This is a genomic window from Acinetobacter sp. CY73 (assembly GCF_059515865.1).
The window spans coordinates 104098-124446 of sequence record NZ_JCAKMZ010000002.1 but is presented as its reverse complement, the minus strand read 5'-3'; the positions used below and the strand labels follow the sequence as shown (position 1 = coordinate 124446).

The window sequence follows — 20349 nt, the reverse complement described above, 5'->3', positions numbered from 1 at the left end:
AAACTATACTAGCGCAAAATATATTAAAGATTCGATTATTCATTCGTATCTAGCAATTAAGAACACTCATGGCAGCACCGATTTTGTTACTTTTGTTAACAGATAATGCGGTTGCCACCCCTAACAGTATGAGGAGTCCTTTATGGAACACATCGAACGTGAATCGATGGAGTTTGACGTCGTAATTGTAGGTGCAGGCCCTGCGGGTTTATCTGCTGCGATCAAAATTCGTCAACTTGCAATTGAAAATAACCTAAACGATTTGTCCGTGTGTGTCGTCGAAAAAGGCTCTGAAGTGGGTGCGCATATCCTGTCGGGTGCTGTACTTGAACCGCGTGCAATCAGTGAACTTTTCCCTGATTGGAAAGAACAAGGTGCACCTTTAAATGTACCTGTGACTGAAGACAAAACCTTCTTCTTACTATCTGATACCAAATCTCAAGAAGCGCCGCATTGGATGGTCCCTAAAACCATGCACAATGAGGGTAACTATGTCATCTCTTTAGGTAACGTGGTTCGTTGGTTAGGGACTAAAGCTGAAGAATTAGAAGTTTCAATCTTCCCTGGTTTTGCTGCTGCTGAAATCCTTTACCATGCAGATGGTACGGTGAAAGGTATTCAAACGGGTGATATGGGTATTGGGAAAGATGGCGAACCGACGCATAACTTTACCCCAGGTTATGAACTACATGCAAAATACACGATCTTTGCTGAAGGCTGCCGTGGTCATTTAGGTAAGCGCTTAATTTCTCAATTCAACTTAGACCAGGATGCTGACCCACAGCATTACGGTATTGGGATTAAAGAACTTTGGGAAATTGATCCTGCGAAGCATAAAGCAGGGACCGTAATGCACGGTGCAGGTTGGCCTTTAAGTGAAACAGGTTCTTCTGGCGGTTGGTGGTTATACCATGCTGAGAATAACCAAGTGACATTGGGAATGATCGTAGATCTTTCTTACCAAAATCCACATATGTATCCCTTCATGGAAATGCAACGTTGGAAAACACATCCACTGATCAAGCAATTCCTTGAAGGCGGTAAGCGTCTTTCTTATGGTGCACGTGCAGTGGTTAAAGGTGGTTTTAACTCTTTACCTAAACTGACCTTTCCGGGCGGTTGTTTAATTGGTGATGATGCAGGTTTCTTAAACTTTGCAAAAATCAAAGGCTCTCATACTGCAATGAAATCAGGAATGCTCGCGGGTGAAGCGGTATTTGAAGCCATTGCTGCAGGTGCTGAGAAAGGTGGTGATATCGCTGTTGCTCGTGTAACTGAAGGCGAAGATTTCTTCGTGAAAGAACTCACGGCTTATAAAGACAAATTTAACAACAGCTGGTTGAAAGAAGAGTTATATAACTCGCGTAACTTTGGCCCTGCGATGCATAAATTTGGTCAATGGATGGGTGGTGCATTTAACTTCATCGATCAAAATGTCTTTAAAGTGCCATTTACACTGCATGACTTGGTTCGTGACCATGAAGCTTTAAAAACGCAAGATGCTGAAACGTTTAAACCAAATTATCCAAAGCCAGATGGCAAGCTCACTTTTGACCGTTTGTCTTCAGTGTTTGTATCGAATACGGTGCATGAAGAGAATCAGCCTGCGCATTTAAAACTGAATGATCCATCGATTCCAGTGAATGTGAATTTACCAAAATGGGATGAGCCTGCTCAGCGCTATTGCCCAGCGGGTGTTTACGAGATCATGGAAAATGATGATGGTTCGAAGCGTTTCCAAATTAACGCAGCGAACTGCGTGCACTGTAAGACTTGCGATATTAAAGATCCATCACAAAATATCACCTGGGTAGTGCCTGAGGGTGCGGGTGGTCCAAACTATCCGAATATGTAATCTCTTTTAAGATATAAATAAACCCGCTTAGTGCGGGTTTGTTTATATAACCCGAATCCTGCTTAAAGAAATGAGATTATTAATCTTAAGACTTATCCATCATTTTGAGCATAAAAAAGTCTATTCTTTGGTCTGATAACACTAAAAACTAATCATAAAATTACATTGAGCTTATGATTTTAAAGAAAAATCCTTATCCGCGATTCGGGTTATATAGTATGAAAAACTATTTATCACTAATCACTAAATCAAATTTTTTATTAAAATCAGTAACACCATCCATAACCCCGCCTCTAAACTCACCTTTAATTTCAATTTGATAATTACCGATAACCTTAGGAGTTCCTTGTATCTTGATTAAATTTCTATCAAATGGAGGCTCTCCCTCTATCGTAATATCAAGCCCAGAATTATTTGGCAAGTTTGTAAAAAAGTTGATATCTATAATATTAATATCTTCAATTTTTATTGAATCCTCATAGTACTTATTTACTTCTGCCTGCTTAAGATTATTTTTATTGAAAGCTAATTTATTACTACAAGCTATATTTATAAAAATAATGCCACTTAAAAATATAAATAATAGATTTCTTTTATAATACATTTTTTGCTCAGCTCCATGTTATAGATTCCCGCAATTAAATTGAATCTTAAGCTTAGTCTTTTTCCTCGTTTACGATATTGCTCAGCAAGTATCTTGAAGGTTTTCGAACAGCCAAATACATGCTGGATCCCGATTCTTCATTTATTAATTTCCTGATTATAAAAATTCAGCGCAGGATTCAGTTTACAGCGCCTTTTTGCTTTTCATGGTAATAGGCTATTTGAATACACTGCATAAATTCCTTAATAGCCTTTATCTGCAAAGATAAAAGATCCTTCAGCAACCTATTTTAAATTGTGTTTGAATAGTTCAAAATCATGTACAGCACCCCTATTCGTATAGCTAGCGTAAAACTATAGACTACATTTTAATTGACATAGGATATTGATATTTAAAAATTAAAATAAATTAATCATGTAGCTATAGAAATATATTTAGCTATATATAAACTCATAATTTGCTGAGTTTGATAATGAATGATGGCTTGTACTTTGAAAGTATGCACCTTTTTCTTGCCACTTTAGCTTTTCTTCTGTTTTTAGGCCTTTATATTGGAATTTCTGTGGCATCTACGATCACCACATTCCAGTGAGTGCCTTTACTTTCAGGTAAATACTTTGGTAAATTAAATAAGTTGGACTTGATGAGGTAATCATCTACAAGGTGGACGATTCTTGAACCAGTAAGCTCTGACACACCATAACTTGTTGCAACATGGAACAATGTTCGGTATTCACGCCAATAACTTAAGCACAGAAGGATCTGATCCTCTATGCTCAATTTAGAGGGTCTGCCTTTCGCAGGAATATGCTTCTGTAATTGCTCAACCATTAAATAAAATGTTGACCATGAGATGCCTGTGTATCGCTTAAACTGTGTTTCAGAAAGCTTCTTTGAATCGATATATTTCATCCGCAAATTATGCTCGATTATTTAAAATTCTTTGGTACAAATAATCGGCAAAAGAAAGATCGTTTTTTGATTTATGAAAGAGATCTAATCTATTATTAAAATTAATTAACTACCATCTTAGCATTTTTATGCTGAATATTAGTTTTTAAAAAGTTATACGTTCCATAATATATATATACTGATTTATCAATAACATCAACTTCAAAAGAAATCATAATTTTATTATTTATACGGCCTCGGCTTTTTTCCATTTCTCTTAAAAAAATATCTCTATCTGCTAATTTTTCAAATTTAATAGAAATCACACCTATTTCTTTATTATTACTTTCGAATAAATATGAACGATAATCTATTTGACAAATATTGGAAGTTTTGGATGAAATTCTTTTTAAAAAATTATTTTCTATATCTGATTTACCATAATTTAATTTGGAAATATTTTGACCAACACTATAGCTCTGCAAGATTGTATAGTTATATATATTTAAGTATCTGACCTCCTCTGAATTAAATCCACATCCAGCATACGCATACTTATTACCAATAATTAAAATAAATAATAATAAATACTTTAACACTCTATATTCTCCCTTTATTTACTAGTTCCTTAGTTCTAACATCAATCATTCTGTAATCATTAAACTTTGGACGGATGGATTTATGGTATGTAATTTTAGATTTAACTTTCTTAAGGCTAGATTCCCCAGAAAGTTCTAACATTTTTTGATTAAATGTAGAGAATCCATTCTTACCAAAAACTTCAAGACAACCAGCTGTTCCATACATTTCATCAAAAGAAAAAGAATCAGGACCATCATGGATCAAAAAATTACCAGTAACAATCCATGCTCCATTTTCAGCTTGATCAGTACTATGTAATCTGTATTCTGGATACCATCTCATTTTATGGGTTTGTTGATCAGCTAAACCAGCGACCGACAATATAGGATTATTATTTTTGTCATATAGACATCTTGGGCCGAATCTACATACTTTAAAATAATACCCAGTATGACACTTCGTATACATATGCAACCTATATAATGGAACTCTTATTGCAATATGTCGTGGACCTTCAGGATACGCCCACATATACATATACTCCTTACTCAATGGTTTTGCCGCTAGCTCCAAAATAACTTCATTTTTTTTACAGTTAGTTATTGATGATTGCTTTTGAGCCATTTCTCTTCTAATCTGTTCAAATGGATCTGACATATTTCTATCCTAAGTTTTTTATTTCTAATATTTTTATACTATCAGGAGTGTATTTATCTTCTAACACTTCACCAAGATTTTGTTTAATATAAGTTAAATCAAATCTCAAACCACAATCAACAAACTCCTGAATTTTAATAAAATCACTTATGTCACAATCAACTGCATATTCAACCAAATCTGCAATAATATCGTATTTATACTGATAGCTATATTTTTCGTAGATATTAATTTTTAAAAGATTCAGTCTAGCTTCAAAAATCAAATTAAATTGAAAATCATTAATACTTAATTTAAATAAATCACCTTCAAATTGATTTTTAAAAAATCTAAACTCCCCCTTAAAACTAACAAATACATATTTAAATTTTGAAAAAATTACTTTTTTTTGACTAAAATCTAAAATAAAAATTAAACTATACAAAGTAAATGGATCATATAGTTTACACATCAAATTTTCAGAATAATCAAATAAAAAACATCTTTCTAAGAAAGATATACAAAAGTCATTTAAATTCAGATTTGAATAAACAACTACACAATCAATTAAGTGAAAATTTTCAAAATAATTAAATACAATAGGTGACTTAGATAAGATTGACTCATTTTTCAGACCATCAAATAACATTTGATACTCGACACAAAATGCATCTAATTGTTCAATTATTTTAGGATACTTTATTATATCCACAATTACATATGATTTCATTTTAGCCTTGTATAAAAAAACTTAATTCCTTAGCTGATTTAATTAAACAATCTACGCATATATCTGGCATTCTCTTAATTTCATTCGCAATATTTTGACCTTTAACAAAATTATGCTGCCCCGCCTTCACCTCAAACTTACCAGCAGTCGTTGGTAGCACGCCAGCACTACTAATCTCAATCTGTGATCCACCCGCAATTAACACAATTTTTTTACTCGCTTTAATTTCAATTTTGTCTTCAGTCGAAATAATCTGAATGCCTTTACGAGCGATCAAGTCAGCACCATCACTTTGTGCTTGAATCTCAATTTTCCCTTTACCTGCATAAAGCCTTGCCCCTTCTTGCGCCGCAAATAAACTAATTTTAGATTGTGCATGTCCAATCAAAGACTTTTGCGTACTGAGATTAATACTGTCACTCGCATTTAAATTTAAGTAACGTTCTGCCGATAAATGAATATCTTCATTGGATGCCAGTGCAATACTATTTGGCGATGCCAATAACATCAGCGCAGATTTAAAAGCATCAGCCTTGCTCTTACCGCCCTCTGATGAATCAGATTCAAGCTGAGAAACAAAGGCTTTTAGTTGATCTAGGTTCTCTAAAGGATCGGTCTGCTGATTCTTCGCCACTTCACTTAAGGCTTTTGAGTTGTTTAAGCTACTTTCAAGCTGACTCTTGGCTTCATTGGCATCCAAATGATGGCCACTGGCTTCGCCTTGGGCGTGTGTGCTCAGCAATAAACCTTGCCCTGCTCTTAATGCGCCCCATTGATCGGTTCTCAGCTCAAAGCCTTCTCCGCGTCCTTCACTGGTCTCTGCCTCTTTTGGATGACTTAAGTTCCCCAGATTAAGCTGACTTGTGCCATGACTGCTTTGCAGTTGGGTGCTGATTTGCCCTGTGGTGTCATCGAATCTGAGCTGTCCAAAGCCTGCACCCCCGACTTCTTTGGAACGGATGCCTGCCAGCTTCTTAGTGTCTGGCAGTTGTCCTTTGGTGTCGAATTTGGTTGGACTACGTTGGGCTTCGTGGATGCGTCCCACCACAAAGGGTCGGTCGATGTTGCCATCAAAGAAGTCAATCACCACGATTTCATCTATACGGGGTAGGAAGCGTGCGCCGTAGCCTTCACCTGCCCACGGGGTCAGTACATCCACCCATGCGGAGTCGGTGTCGTTGTTGTTGGAGCCTGCTCCACCATTAGCTTGGTTGTCCTCGGCTCTGCTGAACAGGAAGCGGACTTTGATACGTCCCCATTCATCCACATGGATTTCTTCACCACTTGGTCCCACCACTTTGGCACGTTGTGGGTGGGCTGCTGGGCGGTGTTGTAATGGGTTGTATTCTGGAACTGTGGGAATATTGCGTCGTTGCAAGATCAGGCTGTTGCCTTGGCGTTCTTCTTGGTCGTGTTCGCGTTTGAAGTTGCTGTTCCAATTGCTTTGTTTGAGCAGTTGGTTGATTTGATCGGTCAGGTCTTTGGGTAGGTTGTTCTGGTTGTAGTATTGTTTGCCTGTGATCAGGAATTCTTTGTCTGATCCGCTGTGTTGGTCGATCTCTGGGTGTTCGTTGAGTTCAAACCAGTAACCGACTTGGGTGTCTCGTACGGTGGAGCTGGCAATGAATTGTTTGCTTTGGGCATCATAGTAGTTGCTGAGGTTTTGGTTCAGCTTTTCGATCTGGCTGTTGCCTGAGGCTGTGGCTTGGTCTTCGCCTTTGAGGTCTTGCATCCAGGCAGGACTCACGTGCCAAGCTTGTTCTAAACCTAGACTGGCATTGTCTTGGTTACTGCTGTGTTGGTGTTTGCTTTGGACTGTACCTGCACCTTCTTCTTGTTCGAGTACATCGGCTTGCCAGCGTTGTACGTGGACTGCGGTCGGTTGGATGCTGCGTTGTCCGATAAAGCTGGTGATGCTGTCTTGTTTTTCTGTGGCACTGCTGCGGTGGAAGCGGATGTTTCTGCGTTCCAGTGCTTGGTATTGGCTGTTGTCGTCAATCAGGCGGAGTTTTTGGGCTTCGATCGGGCTTGTGGATACCGGTACTTGGTGTTGTGCTTCGTCCACTAGCCAGTTGATGCCTTCACTGCGCATGAGGCGGGTCAGGAAGTCGTAGTCCGTTTCGTTGCTTTGCATGATGAAGGGACGGACGTCGTATTGTTGTTTCAGTCCACTCAAATCAAGACTGAGACTTGAGGCAAACAGTGGGCTTTTGTTTTGCCATTCTTGGAAGAGGGTTTCGATCACTTCGACGGCTGATTTGTTCATAAACACGCGACTGTTGCGGCGTTTGTGCCACAGTGCGGTTGCATCTGCTAAATTGAGTTTGTAGAGGGTCAGTGAACCGTCGCTTTGCCCTTGGGCTGCTTCGGTGATAATGCCTGTGGTACGGAACAGTTTGCCTTGGTCGGTAACTTGGTCCACAGCGACTTGGCATCCGATGAATGCTTTAAGGGAGATGGTGGCATTAGTCGATAGACAGATCAGTTCTGCTTGGATGCCTTCATTCAGCGTGTGTTGTCCATCTATGCGTTGCAGAAAGACTTCTTGATTTAAGCTTGGATTGGAAAATTGTACGTGTATTGCTCGTTTTTTTACGCCAATACCCAAACCATCTAAAACGCTATTAATGTTGTTTAAAAAACTATTCATTAGCCAAATTAATTATTATTGAAATATTTTGAGGTTAGTATAAACAAAAAATAAGAGAATTAGCTTAAAAATTAACAGTTTTATGTAAATTGATTAGATCAATAAAGTCAAAAAGCCAACCAATCCTGATTTTGATTGGCTTATTCTTTCATCTCAAGAGTGCCTTTTCTCAATAACAAATAATTTGATTATCCCTTCTTAACCAGGTAATGAAATTCCTTATTTCCATCAACATCTAAACGCTCTTCTTGAAGGAGCAATTCATGCCCCAAATGCATACAAAATTTTGGGATATCCCACGATGTAGAATTATCTGTAGCAAAAACTTCAACAATGTCACCCGACTTAGATTTTCGAATCGCTTGATGTAACATCATCACGGGTTCAGGGCAACGTAAACCACGTGTATTGATTTGAATGGCAGGCGTAGCATTTGAATCTGTCATGGTTTCACTCAAATTAAAAATCAAACTATTCTAACATAGCCTAACACTACAACCACTCCATCAATTTACAGCTGATCAGTTTCTGCAATATTGAGTTTAAAAATAAATTTTAATGAATTATGAAATTTTCTATTTCCATAGTATTCAATAAAAGCATGCAAACTGTTAAGTGAATGAACCACATATTCATCGATAAACTTATTTCGATATGCTTTCTTTCCTAAGCCACTTAACTAAAGATTTTTTATTATGAATCATGTACTTTTCTAAAATGAGTTTATTGTGTACTTGAAATGAACCTTGTTTTTCAAAGCAATTGAATCATTCCGACTACTGTTGAAGTTTATGCATAGACTTCTTTTTTTTCTAAGGTATGATAAAAATATTATTTTTATTTCAAGAGTCTTCAGGAAAGATCATGCAAGATGAGTCAGGTACATCATGGGGTATGCGCGGTTTACGCAAATGGTTAGGTACAGCGCCAGAAACCCGAGATGAACTATTAAAAATCGTACAAGATTCTCGTCGATTACTTGAGCCAGATACCGTTGCAATGCTTGAAGGTATTTTTGAACTTCCAGCAACTAAAATTCGTGAAGTGATGACTCCACGCACTTCAATGGTCAGCTTACAGGAAGATGATGATCTTCTTGATATATTGCCCGTTTTAATTGAATCAGCTCACTCACGCTTCCCTGTTTTCTCAACAGATCAGCCTGATAATGTGGTGGGTATTTTACTGGCTAAAGATCTTCTGCCATTTTTAAGTCACCGTGATTCAACCATCACTGTGCATGCCCTCATGCGCCAACCTATTTTCGTTCCAGAAAGCGCTCGCTCTGACCAAGTACTCCGTATGTTGAAAAATACGCAGACCCATATTGCCATTGTGATTGATGAATATGGCACAACCTCTGGATTGGTCACTTTAGAAGATATTTTGGAAGAAATTGTCGGTGAAATCGAAGATGAGCATGACAATACCGATGAAGAAGCCAACTATATTATTCCCGATCAATCTCCTGAAACAGCAAATACGTGGATGGTTCAGGCACTTACACCAATTGAACATTTCAACAATATTTTAGATGCTGATTTTTCTGATGATGAAGTAGAGACTATGGGCGGTCTGTTGCTTCAAGAAATTGGTCTTGTAAGTGATCTACAAGGGCAAGTGATTGAACTCGATAATTGGGAATTCACCATTATCGAAGCAGATGCCCGCACTATTCATCTGATTCGAGCCGTACGTAAATGAGCGCTTTTTTTGACAAACAGTTAAATTCTTCAAAACAACAAAAACCACTTCCTTTTATTTTTCCACTATTGATTGCGCTTATTTCAGGGGCAATCTTTAGTTTTGCATTAGCACCCTTTCATTGGTGGTGGTTAGCCATTCTTTCTCCAGCTTTGCTCTATGCTGTTTTGCAGCAAAAAACAGCGAAGCAAGCTTTTGCCATTGGTCTGTCTTATGGCTTTGGTCTTTGGTTTGTCGGTGCTTTTTGGCTTTATACCTCAATCCATGTCTACGGCGATACCCATGCATTTTTAAGTGTGTTGATGATTGTCCTCATGGCACTTTTGATGGGTCTATTTACCGCATTTCAAACTTGGTTATACCGACGTTTCTTCCCAGAAACACCGCTGACTTTTGCGCCAATTTGGGTGCTCTTTGAATGGGCAAAAACATGGGTATTTACAGGTTTTCCTTGGCTCTTCGCAGGATATGCATTTACCGAACGCTTACTCGATAACTACGCACCGCTTTTTGGTGTTTATGCCGTTTCTTTTGTGGTTATTTTATTGGCATGTGCATTGGTTGAAATACTGCGAAAAAAATATGCATGGGCATTCATTTCACTCTTTTTAATTGTTGGTGCGTGGGCAGTCTCTTCTATTCAATTTGTGGAAGAAAAAGCTGAAAAACCACTTTCAGTCTCTTTAATTCAAGGCAACATTCCACAAGATTTAAAATGGCTGACTGAATACCAAGTTAAAACTTTGGAAATCTACGCCGAGTTAAGTCGTAGTGAATGGGGACGTGATCTTATTGTTTGGCCTGAATCATCTATCCCACTGTTCCAAACCGACATCGAACCATTTTTGAAAGCGCTTGATCAACAAGGCAAAACCACGGATACCGCTTGGGTGACAGGCATCCCCTATTGGGATCTTGAAGAGTCTCAACAACAAGGGTATCCCATGTATTACAACGCCATGATGGCATCTGGCAGTGATGCGTCTGGTTTGTATAAAAAGCAACGTTTAGTGCCTTTTGGTGAATACATTCCCCTGTCTGGTTTTTTAAGCTGGGTGCTTCCTGCCCTTCAAAATGATCCATCCATGAGTGGTTTTTCACGCGGTGATCGTAATCAGCAACCCTTTTCAATTAAAGGCAGAAATTTAGCGGCAGCCATTTGCTACGAAGTGGCTTATCCGAACTTAACGCGTCGCAATGCAACGAACAGCGATTTCCTCATCACCGTTTCAAATGATGCGTGGTTTAAAGGGACAGCGGGGCCGTTACAACACTTACAAATGGTTCAAATGCGCGCTAAAGAAAATGGTCGTTGGTTTATTCGTGCAACCAATACAGGCGTGACGGCATTTATTAACCATCACGGGCATATTGTTAAACAAGCCCCTATGGATGAAAGAGCGGTTCTACGTGGCGATTTACCTGCGATGCAAGGTCAAACCTTATACAACCGTTTAAGTGATTGGCCTATCCTGATCTTGTCATTATTACTTTTAGCAATCGGCTGGATTTACCGTCCACGTAAAGTTGACGTTTCATTTAAATCAAGACGTTAATCGATCCGCTGAAATAAAACATAAACCAATAAAAAACCCGAAGATTAATCTTCGGGTTTTTGCATGAGCTTTAGCAAAATCTTTTTAAACTCATCCTCTTCGGAATAGAAGCAACTTTAAAATATGTCATTAGAACTGAGTTGCTAAATAAGACATCATCACAGCCAAACTTAACATTGGCACATAACGATAAAGTTTTACGACCGCCTGTTCAAATGCAGCAGGTTGTTCATTTTGCTGAACATTCATCACACTTGCATTCAATGCACTACAAAAGCTGATTATAGAGATCGCGCTAAACACACTAATCGCCATAAATCCCACCATGATTTGGCTACTGCCATCTGTGTGCTGCCACAGGCTGATAAAAAATTGGCTCAGTGGTAATAAGCTAAGAATCAACAGAACGGATTTTAGCATTGACCAATGAAATTGATTGATTTCATCTGCGATAAATAATGCTTTCATTTAACCCCCTCCATCAAATTCCTATATATTACGATCTATTATGCAAGGATTTTAAAAAATAAAAAGTCTATATTTATCCATATTTTAATTTTATTGTAACTATTAAATATGGGAGTGATTCTTATTATAACTCTCAGGTAGATATTATTTTAATTTCAATAAAAATCAATTATTTATATTTTTAAATTAAATGATAAACATTATCACTTCATTTGGTATTTATTAATTCGATCAAATGAAGTGATTATTTCCATGCCAAGTAAATCAGAATGATTTTCAATTAAGGTGTATAGAAAATATCTGCATCATTTCCTTCACCACCTTGCTTACCATCCGCACCAAAAGAATATAAATCAAAGGTACGTCCTTCAGAACCTGGAATGACATATTGCAGGTCGTTATCCCAACTATCTTTTGGATATCCACCTTTGACATAACCGCCTGGCAACCAATTTTTTGCAGATGCAGGTTGATTGACTAATGCATCCAAACCACCATCTTGCATAGACGGATATTGGTTATTGTCTAATTTGTATTGATCCAATGCACCCGCTACCCCTTTTAAGGTGATCAAGGTGGTATCAACTTTGGCTTTTTCACCACGTCCCATGACGTTTGGTACAATCAGTGCCGCTAAAACACCTAAAATCACAATCACAACCATCACTTCAATTAAAGTAAAACCTGATTGCTTACCCTGCATCGCTTTGTATTGCATTCAATTTCTCTCTATATAACGTCAAATTCTTCAATGATTCTTTTCATCAGTCTTTCATCAAAACTTCTATCTATTATTCAATATTGGCACATATCCATTGCGAATTGATTAAATCATATTATTCATATTAACGATTGGCAACATCACTGCGATCACAATCACTAAGACTATTCCTGCCATCAATATCAGCATTAAAGGTTCAAGTAGCGCCAAGAGTGTGGAAATCAAGGTTGTGACTTCACGATCCTGCATGATTGAAGCTCGATCTAGCATTCGATCGAGTTCCCCCGATGTTTCACCACTTTTGATCATTTGCACCATCATCGGGGGGAAATAACCACAACGTTCTAACTGCGTTCCTAAGTTACCACCTTCCGTGACTTTTCCCGCTGCAACATTGACTGCATCTCGAATGACCCAATTATTACTGACCGCAGCACCAATTTTTAATGCATCGACCAAAGGTACGCCTGATTGAGTCAAAATGGATAAAGTACTGGAAAAACGTGCCGCATTAATCCCCTTGGAGAGCTTTCCAAAGAGTGGTAATTTCAACGTTAAGCGATCAAAGGCATAGTGTCCTGCCGATGTTCTTAAAAAACGAATCAATAGGAAAATACCAAGACCTGAAAATACCAACATAAATGGCCAAGCCTGTCGAATAAAGTCACTTGATTTCATTAAGGCAACCGTGATCCAAGGCAAAGCATCTTTATTTTGATCAAAGGTTTTGACAATGTCTGGAACAACATAGGTCATCAGTCCCATCACAATAGCAAATGACATCAACATCAAAATAATCGGATAGACCATCGCGGCTTGAATTTTCTTTTGCATCGCAAAACGGTTTTCAGTGTAGTCGGCTAACTGATCTAAAATTAAATCCAAATGACCTGAACGCTCTCCTGCTGCAATCGTTGCAATATAGAGATCAGGAAAACTACTGGACTGCTGCATCGCTTGAGCTAAGGAATGCCCTTCCATCACTTTTGAACGAACAGATGCCATCAAATTTTTAATATGCGCTTTTTCATTTTGTTTGGTGACCGCATGCAAGGCTTCTTCAAGTGGAATACCTGCTGCAACTAAAACTGACAGTTGACGTGTCATCAATGCCAAATCATAGGCTGTAAATTTTTTACGAAAGATGCTTGTAGATTGTTGTTTATCTTTCGACTCAACAGCATCAACATGAATTGGGATCCATTGTTTGTCCCGAAGTTGTTGCCGAATTTGCCGTGCTGAATCACCTTCTAGCACGCCTTTCTGCTGTTTCCCTGATTCATCTACAGCGGTATATTGATATGCAGGCATTATAATGCTCTAGTATGTCCAATTAATTTGTCTTCGGTATTGCGTCAGACCACTAAAATCATTCATATTCAATCTTTACAAATGATCATTTACTTTAACATAAGCCTTTCAGCTTAACGATCAATTTTAACTCAGCGAGTTATACTCTATTTATGTCAAATACAACAGAAATAAGCCCAGCCATCTATCGCATTCGCGTCGCAGTGCCTGTGCATCTTTATGATTGTTTTGACTACCAAGTCTCTGCTGAACAGTATGATCAAGCGGCTATAGGGGCTCGTGTTTCTGTCTCTTTTGGCAGACAAAATCTCGTGGGTTTAATCACAGAAAAATTGCCTCTGGATGCACCGCTTGATCCCCGATTTAAACTTAAAGCCATTACCAAACTTTTGGATGATCATGCCATTTTAGATGATCAAGTTTTAAATTTAGTGAAATGGTCAGCGTCTTATTATCAATTTCCGATTGGCGAAGTCATGCATAGTGCGATTCCGACTTTATTACGTCAAGGTAAGCCATACAACCTGCTCGCATTGACTTGGAAAATCATTGATCCAGATGCGCAAGACAAACTCAAACGCTCCTTAAAACAACAAGATGCATATAAAATTTTAAAACTACATCCACATGGAACGGCGGAGACCATATTGAATTTGAGTGGGGTTGAAACAGCGACACTCAAAGCAATCGAAAAAAAAGGCATTATCCAATGTGAGCTTGAACCACAAGATTTCACACCAGAACCTGTGCAACTGGCTCAAATGCCGTTAACCGCCAATGAAGAGCAAAAAGTTGCGATTCAAAATATTCTTAAATCCTTAAAAAAATATCAAGCCTTTCTACTCGACGGCCTAACAGGCAGTGGTAAAACGGAAGTTTATTTGCAAGTCATGTATGAGGTTTTAAAACAAGGCAAACAAGTGCTGGTTTTAGTGCCTGAAATTGGGCTGACCCCACAAACCATCAGCCGTTTTCAGTCCCGTTTTCATTGCAACATCGCCTTACTTCATTCAGGTCTGAACGACAGTAAGCGCCTTCAAGCATGGCAACATGCGCAAACAGGCAAAGCGTCGATTATTATTGGTACACGTTCAGCGCTCTTCACCCCGATGCCAAATTTGGGGCTGATCATTCTAGATGAAGAACATGATTTATCGTTTAAACAGCATGAGGGCTTTCGCTATCATGCACGCGATGTCGCAATGTATCGTGCACATCTGCAAAAATGCCCGATTGTGTTAGGTTCAGCGACACCGAGTGTTGACAGTTTTCACGTTGCACAACAAGGAAAATTAACGCGTTTAGAATTAAATCACCGCGCTGGTGGTGCAAGCATGCCTAAAATGCATTTGATTGATTTAAAAATTGCCAAAAAACAGCATGGCGTAAGCGAAACGCTCATCAAAGAAATCCAAGCAAGACTAGATAAGAAAGAACAAGTCCTCATATTTTTAAATCGACGTGGTTACGCCCCTGTTCTAATTTGTGAAAGCTGTGCATGGCAAGCCAGTTGCCCTCATTGCGATGCGCACTTTACTCTGCATAAGAAACCATACGAACATTTACACTGTCACCATTGCGGAACAATCAATCGACTTCCTGATGCCTGTCCTCAATGCAATCAAAGCACTTTAAAGCCAATCGGCATGGGAACAGCAAAGGTTGAAGAAAGTCTGAATGAGCTTTTTCCCAATCAAAATATTATTCGTGTCGATCGTGACTCCACCAGTCGTGTCGGAAGTTGGCAAAAAATCTACGATCAAATCCACAAAAGTGAACCCATGATTTTATTGGGCACACAAATGCTCGCGAAAGGTCATCATTTTCCTTATGTTACGTTAGTTGCGATTCTAGATATCGATTCAGGCTTACTCAGTGTCGATTTTCGTGCCACGGAACGCACCGCTCAGCTCATTATTCAAGTGGCAGGTCGTGCAGGTCGTGGTGACAAAAAAGGGGAAGTTTTTTTACAAACGCTCCGACCTGATCATCCTTTATTAAATACTTTAATCACCAAAGACTATCGAGCCTTTGCTAAAGAAACTTTGCATGATCGTGAGATTGCACTGCTTCCACCCTATCGTTATGCAGTCATGCTCCGCTGTGAATCTAAAAGCCAAGAAGAGAATCAAAAATTCTTGAATGAAATGACTCAACTTTTACGTCAGCATTCAGGTGATTTGATTGATATCTGGGGACCCATTCCAGCACCGATGGAACGTAAGGCAGGTCGCTTCCAAGCGCATGTGGTTTTATTATCGGGTGACCGTGCCAAACTACACTTCTACGTTCGTGAATGGTGGCAACACGTTTTATTCTACAAGCCATCTACAATGAAACTGACCATTGATGTCGATCCACAAGAACTGAGTTAGTTTCATAGAAATGACTAAATCATATGTAAATCATCATTATTATTTACATGAGTTCAATAAAAATGAATCACACAAATTTTCATACACATGCATACTTTTCAAGATTACAATTTCTAAAGACCAATCATGATGATGCTTAGGAAGAGCCGATGTCGCTTTTGCTTCAAATAACGATTTTCTTAGGCGCTGTATTAATTCTTGTTCCACTTGGAAAAAGATTCGGCGTTGCAACCGTACTGGGCTATCTTTTTACAGGCATTTTGCTTGGGCCAAGTGCATTTAATATTGCTCAAGACACCACTGCCATTTCGCACTTAGCTGAATTCGGTGTGATTTTATTGATGTTTCTGATTGGTCTTGAGCTGCGTCCACAACGGTTGTGGCAAATGCGACGTTCAATTTTTGTCATTGGTAGTTCACAAGTCATCATTACAGGCGTGATCTTGATGGCAACGATTTGGTTGCTGTTTCAACAAAGCTTAAGTGCCAGCTTCGTTATTGGCTTTGCACTGGCGCTGTCTTCAACAGCCTTCGTCCTACAACTTCTTTCAGAAAAACAACAGCTCAATACCACCTATGGTCAGCAGTCTTTTTCCATTTTACTGCTTCAGGATATCGCCGCGATTCCACTGCTTGCGATTATTCCTCTACTGGCTGGCACAGAATCGCCCCATCACGGTATTGCTTACTTTGCCGCCATTGTTGCCACATTTACAGGCTTATTTTTATTTAGTCGTTACGTCATGCGACCTTTCTTTAGATTCATTGTCAAAAGTGGTGCAACTGAACTGGTGACGGCCGCAGGCTTATTTATTGTACTGGCTGTCGTCGTACTGATGGATGTACTCGGCATCAGCACAACTTTAGGCGCATTTTTAACCGGTGTGCTTTTAGCAGATTCTGAGTTTAGACATGAGTTAGAAGCCAGTATTACGCCGTTTAAAGGGTTATTACTGGGTCTGTTCTTTATGACGGTTGGGATGACCACACCTTTAGCATTAATTGTCGAGCAACCTTTGCTGATCATCGGTGGCGCTTTATTATTGATGTTGCTGAAAGCAATCATCATGTTAGGTGTTGCTCGATATTATCAATATAACTGGAAACAAAGTGTTTTAACTGCTGTATGTTTAGCTCAAGGCGGTGAGTTTGCTTATGTCATTCTTGCTGTGGCCAAAAGTGAGAAGGTGATCAGCGATGCGATTATGAATCCTGTGACTTTGATCGTGACAGTTTCAATGGCATTCACCCCAATTCTATTTTGGATGGTGACGAAATGGTTAGTGCCTCTTTTAGATCGACAGAGTGAAGCCCCCGAGTATGATGATGTGCCTGATCAACATCCACACATGATCGTTGCCGGTTTTGGTCGAGTTGGACAAATTGTTGCACGTCTGGCACATATGCATCGTCTCCCCTTTACCGCGATTGATAACAATTTAGAACGGATCGATTTTGTTCGTAAATATGGCGGTAAGCTATACTATGGTGATGCAACTCAACCTGAATTATTACGTTCTGCGGGCATTCAACAGGCCAAAGTCTTTGTTTTGGCAATCGATGATGTCGAAGTTTCGATGAATGTGGCACGTCATCTTCGCTTAAACTATCCAAGTTTGATGTTGATTGTTCGTGCACGTGACCGTTATCACATGCACTTACTGAAAGATTTAGGCATAGAATACATTTGGCGTGAAACCTATTTATCATCTTTGGGCATGGCCTATCGAACATTATGTTTATTGGATATCCCTGAACAAGAAGCACGTGAAAGCATCGAGCTTTTCAGGGACTATGATGAGAGATTAATCGCAGAACAGCAAAGAATTTACACGGATGAACAGAAAGTATATGAAAGTTATCGTGGATTCCTTGCAGAGTTAGAACATATTTTTGAAAGTGATTCAAAGAATCTTCATGAGCATCATTCGACTTTAGAGCTTGGACCCAATGTCTATAGACATCATGCCGATGCGTCTAAATTCACAGGTACTCGAAACCATCCTCCCCAAGATCAAATTAATGTCTGTCGTGATGAAGAAAATTAACTTGTGATTTACAATTTCGTCACCATCTAAGCAGGGATTTGGAGAATTTTATGTCAGATTTACGTCAACGTTTTTATATTGAAAACAGTCCTGTTCGTGGTGAAGTCGTTCATCTAGAAGAAGCATTACAAACTATTTTGTCTCAGCGTGATTATGCACCTGCCATCCAAGTCCTTTTGGGTGAAATGTTAACTGCGACCGCACTCCTTGCAAGTACGCTTAAAATTAAAGGACGTATTAGCCTCCAAATTCAAGCATCAGGCACGTTGAAATGGGCGATGGCTGAATGTGATCATAACGGCGAAGTGCGTGCTCTGGCTGATTATGAGGCAGATCCTCATTTTAATACTGCTGAAAATAGCAGTACAGTACTGAATACGCTCGTCAACCCTGTGCTGTTTATAAATATTGAGCCTGAGTTTGGTGAGCGTTATCAAGGGATCGTGCCTTTAGATCAATCGAACTTAGCAAAATGCCTAATGCAATATTACGATTTGTCTGCACAGATTCCGACGCGTATTGTTTTGGCAAGTTCTGCTCAACGTGCTGGTGGCTTACTGATTCAATTATTACCCCGTAATAATGAAGAAGAGCAACAACGCGTTGATGAAGATATTTGGCCACGCCTCACCATGCTGACAGAAACCTTAAAAGCAGATGAATTGACGCAATTGGATGCACAAGAAATTCTTTATCGTTTATATAACGAAGAAGAAGTCCGCCTTCCTGAAGTTGAAAAACTTTACTTCGGTTGTACTTGTTCAAAAGAACGTTGTGCTACTGCACTTGAACAAATCGGTGTAGAGTCTGTCAAAGAGACACTGGAAGAACAAAATCCTATTACCATGGATTGCCAATTCTGCAATACTCGCTATAGCTTTACAGCAGAAGAAGCTTTAGGTTTATTTGGCGAACATTTAAGTTAATTTAAACAATAACTTAAATACATAATTCATCAAAATTTGATTGTATTCTGTACAAAAATGAGTAAGCATGGTCTTACTCATTTTTTTATGTGAAGAATAACTACAGGAGATTTGAGACGAAAAAAATATACGGATTGTTGCTGAGCATTTGATCTATCAGCACGTTATCTGCAAATGATTTTTCTGGGAAATGGAAGGAATATGAATGACATTGAGGTCAGATCAGCGCATTGAAAAAATTAGAAACAATTAAACACCAAGAAATAATACTGTAGTACAGCAAACTCAGCTAATAATGAATAAAACTTGATCAAAAAAATAGATAAATTATGGCAAAAAGCTATTACGAAGAACTCGGCGTTTCACGAGATGCAAGTCCAGAGGATATCAAAAAAGCGTATCGTAAACTTGCGCGTCAATATCATCCTGATGTCAGTAAAGAAACGGATGCAGAAGAAAAAATGCAGGCGATTAATGTGGCTTACGATGTTCTGAATAATGATGAAAAGAAGAAACAATATGATTTCGAACTTGATCATCCTCAAGGTTTTGATCAGTTCAACCAAGGCGGCGCATCTTATTCGTCTGACAGCTCCAATCAATCTCACGATTTTTCAGGCTTTGAAGATTTATTTGGTCGTTTTGGTCAAGGCTTTGGTGGTGGTCGATATCAATCTGGTGGTTCACAATCACACGATGAACGCCAATCACAACAATTTAGCTTTAAAGGTGAAGACCAACATGCGCGCATAGAAGTGGATCTGAGTGTGGCTTTCGAAGGAGCAACACAAACCATCACCCTTCAAATTCCAACATACAATGCTTACGGTGAACCTGAAGTTCAACGAAAAACACTCCAAGTTAAAATTCCCAAAGGCATGAAAGAAGGTCAACAAATCCGTTTAGTCAAGCAAGGTCAAGCAGGCATTCATGGCGGTGAAGCAGGTGATTTATATATTGAAATTCAATATATCAATACTGATCAAATTCGAGTTGAAGGTGCTGACATTTATTACAATATTAATATTAGCCCTTGGGAAGCGGCACTTGGTCAAGACATTGAAGTAATGACCCCTTCTGGAAAAGTAAAAGTCAGCATTCCCAAAAATACTGTCTATGGAAAACAGTTACGCCTAAAAGACAAAGGTATTCCCTCTAAAACACCAGGGCATCTTTATTTGGTTCTGAATATCGTTTATCCGAAAGCTGAAACCGAACAGCAGATCAATGCTTATCAGGATTTTGCCCAAGCATTTTCACACTTTAATCCGAGATCGAATTAAGGAGAGTAA

The 20349-nt window shown here is 38.9% G+C and carries 17 protein-coding genes; 7 read left to right on the top strand and 10 right to left on the bottom strand.

What is annotated here, in order from left to right; translation table 11 throughout:
* The first annotated feature begins 142 nt into the window (after window positions 1-142).
* Window positions 143-1855 (top strand): electron transfer flavoprotein-ubiquinone oxidoreductase, encoded by a 1713-nt coding sequence (locus AC5YD2_RS01930; RefSeq protein ID WP_496124699.1) that lies wholly within the window; start codon window positions 143-145, stop codon window positions 1853-1855.
* A gap of 226 nt (window positions 1856-2081) precedes the next feature.
* Here the strand turns inward: AC5YD2_RS01930 and AC5YD2_RS01925 are convergent, their stop codons facing one another.
* The 7 genes from AC5YD2_RS01925 to tusA all read right to left on the bottom strand — a co-directional run bounded on the left by AC5YD2_RS01925 (window position 2082) and on the right by tusA (window position 8394).
* The gene (locus tag AC5YD2_RS01925) at window positions 2082-2459 is read right to left on the bottom strand and encodes a hypothetical protein (protein ID WP_496124698.1); all 378 of its coding nucleotides are present in this window, start codon (window positions 2457-2459) and stop codon (window positions 2082-2084) included.
* Window positions 2460-3005: 546 nt separating this feature from the next.
* On the bottom strand, window positions 3006-3371 hold the full coding sequence (locus AC5YD2_RS01920; RefSeq protein ID WP_496124697.1) for a transposase family protein: 366 nt from the start codon (window positions 3369-3371) through the stop codon (window positions 3006-3008).
* 101 nt (window positions 3372-3472) lie between these two features.
* Window positions 3473-3949 carry a hypothetical protein gene (locus AC5YD2_RS01915; RefSeq protein ID WP_496124696.1) on the bottom strand — a complete coding sequence of 159 codons (477 nt, stop codon included), beginning with the start codon at window positions 3947-3949 and terminating at the stop codon, window positions 3473-3475.
* Window position 3950: 1 nt separating this feature from the next.
* On the bottom strand, window positions 3951-4589 hold the full coding sequence (locus tag AC5YD2_RS01910; protein WP_496124695.1) for a hypothetical protein: 639 nt from the start codon (window positions 4587-4589) through the stop codon (window positions 3951-3953).
* 4 nt (window positions 4590-4593) lie between these two features.
* Window positions 4594-5298, bottom strand: a complete 705-nt coding sequence (locus tag AC5YD2_RS01905; protein ID WP_496124694.1) for a hypothetical protein — start codon at window positions 5296-5298, stop codon at window positions 4594-4596.
* A 1-nt stretch (window position 5299) separates the two neighbouring features.
* Window positions 5300-7948, bottom strand: a complete 2649-nt coding sequence (locus tag AC5YD2_RS01900) for a type VI secretion system Vgr family protein (protein WP_496124693.1) — start codon at window positions 7946-7948, stop codon at window positions 5300-5302.
* A 188-nt stretch (window positions 7949-8136) separates the two neighbouring features.
* Window positions 8137-8394 carry a sulfurtransferase TusA gene (gene tusA / locus AC5YD2_RS01895; RefSeq protein ID WP_496124692.1) on the bottom strand — a complete coding sequence of 86 codons (258 nt, stop codon included), beginning with the start codon at window positions 8392-8394 and terminating at the stop codon, window positions 8137-8139.
* Window positions 8395-8812: 418 nt separating this feature from the next.
* Between tusA and AC5YD2_RS01890 the strand changes: the two genes are divergently transcribed.
* Window positions 8813-9652 carry a CorC family transporter gene (locus tag AC5YD2_RS01890; RefSeq protein WP_496124691.1) on the top strand — a complete coding sequence of 280 codons (840 nt, stop codon included), beginning with the start codon at window positions 8813-8815 and terminating at the stop codon, window positions 9650-9652.
* Window positions 9649-11208 (top strand): apolipoprotein N-acyltransferase, encoded by a 1560-nt coding sequence (gene lnt / locus AC5YD2_RS01885; protein WP_496124690.1) that lies wholly within the window; start codon window positions 9649-9651, stop codon window positions 11206-11208. Before AC5YD2_RS01890 ends, lnt begins: the two co-directional genes overlap by 4 nt.
* A gap of 129 nt (window positions 11209-11337) precedes the next feature.
* On the opposite strand, the gene AC5YD2_RS01880 is transcribed toward lnt, so the two are convergent.
* The 3 genes from AC5YD2_RS01880 to gspF form a co-directional block, all read right to left on the bottom strand.
* Window positions 11338-11676 (bottom strand): hypothetical protein, encoded by a 339-nt coding sequence (locus AC5YD2_RS01880; RefSeq protein WP_496124689.1) that lies wholly within the window; start codon window positions 11674-11676, stop codon window positions 11338-11340.
* Window positions 11677-11956: 280 nt separating this feature from the next.
* Window positions 11957-12394 (bottom strand): type II secretion system major pseudopilin GspG, encoded by a 438-nt coding sequence (gspG, locus tag AC5YD2_RS01875; RefSeq protein ID WP_496124688.1) that lies wholly within the window; start codon window positions 12392-12394, stop codon window positions 11957-11959.
* 108 nt (window positions 12395-12502) lie between these two features.
* On the bottom strand, window positions 12503-13708 hold the full coding sequence (gspF, locus tag AC5YD2_RS01870) for a type II secretion system inner membrane protein GspF (protein ID WP_496124687.1): 1206 nt from the start codon (window positions 13706-13708) through the stop codon (window positions 12503-12505).
* Between the two features lie 152 nt (window positions 13709-13860).
* Between gspF and AC5YD2_RS01865 the strand changes: the two genes are divergently transcribed.
* The 4 genes from AC5YD2_RS01865 to AC5YD2_RS01850 all read left to right on the top strand — a co-directional run bounded on the left by AC5YD2_RS01865 (window position 13861) and on the right by AC5YD2_RS01850 (window position 20340).
* Window positions 13861-16083, top strand: a complete 2223-nt coding sequence (locus AC5YD2_RS01865; RefSeq protein WP_496124686.1) for a primosomal protein N' — start codon at window positions 13861-13863, stop codon at window positions 16081-16083.
* A gap of 149 nt (window positions 16084-16232) precedes the next feature.
* Complete coding sequence (locus tag AC5YD2_RS01860) at window positions 16233-18131, top strand: monovalent cation:proton antiporter-2 (CPA2) family protein (RefSeq protein WP_496124685.1); 1899 nt, start codon at window positions 16233-16235, stop codon at window positions 18129-18131.
* 50 nt (window positions 18132-18181) lie between these two features.
* Complete coding sequence (gene hslO / locus AC5YD2_RS01855; RefSeq protein ID WP_496124684.1) at window positions 18182-19057, top strand: Hsp33 family molecular chaperone HslO; 876 nt, start codon at window positions 18182-18184, stop codon at window positions 19055-19057.
* A gap of 329 nt (window positions 19058-19386) precedes the next feature.
* The gene (locus tag AC5YD2_RS01850) at window positions 19387-20340 is read left to right on the top strand and encodes a DnaJ C-terminal domain-containing protein (protein ID WP_496124683.1); all 954 of its coding nucleotides are present in this window, start codon (window positions 19387-19389) and stop codon (window positions 20338-20340) included.
* Window positions 20341-20349 lie beyond the last annotated feature (9 nt).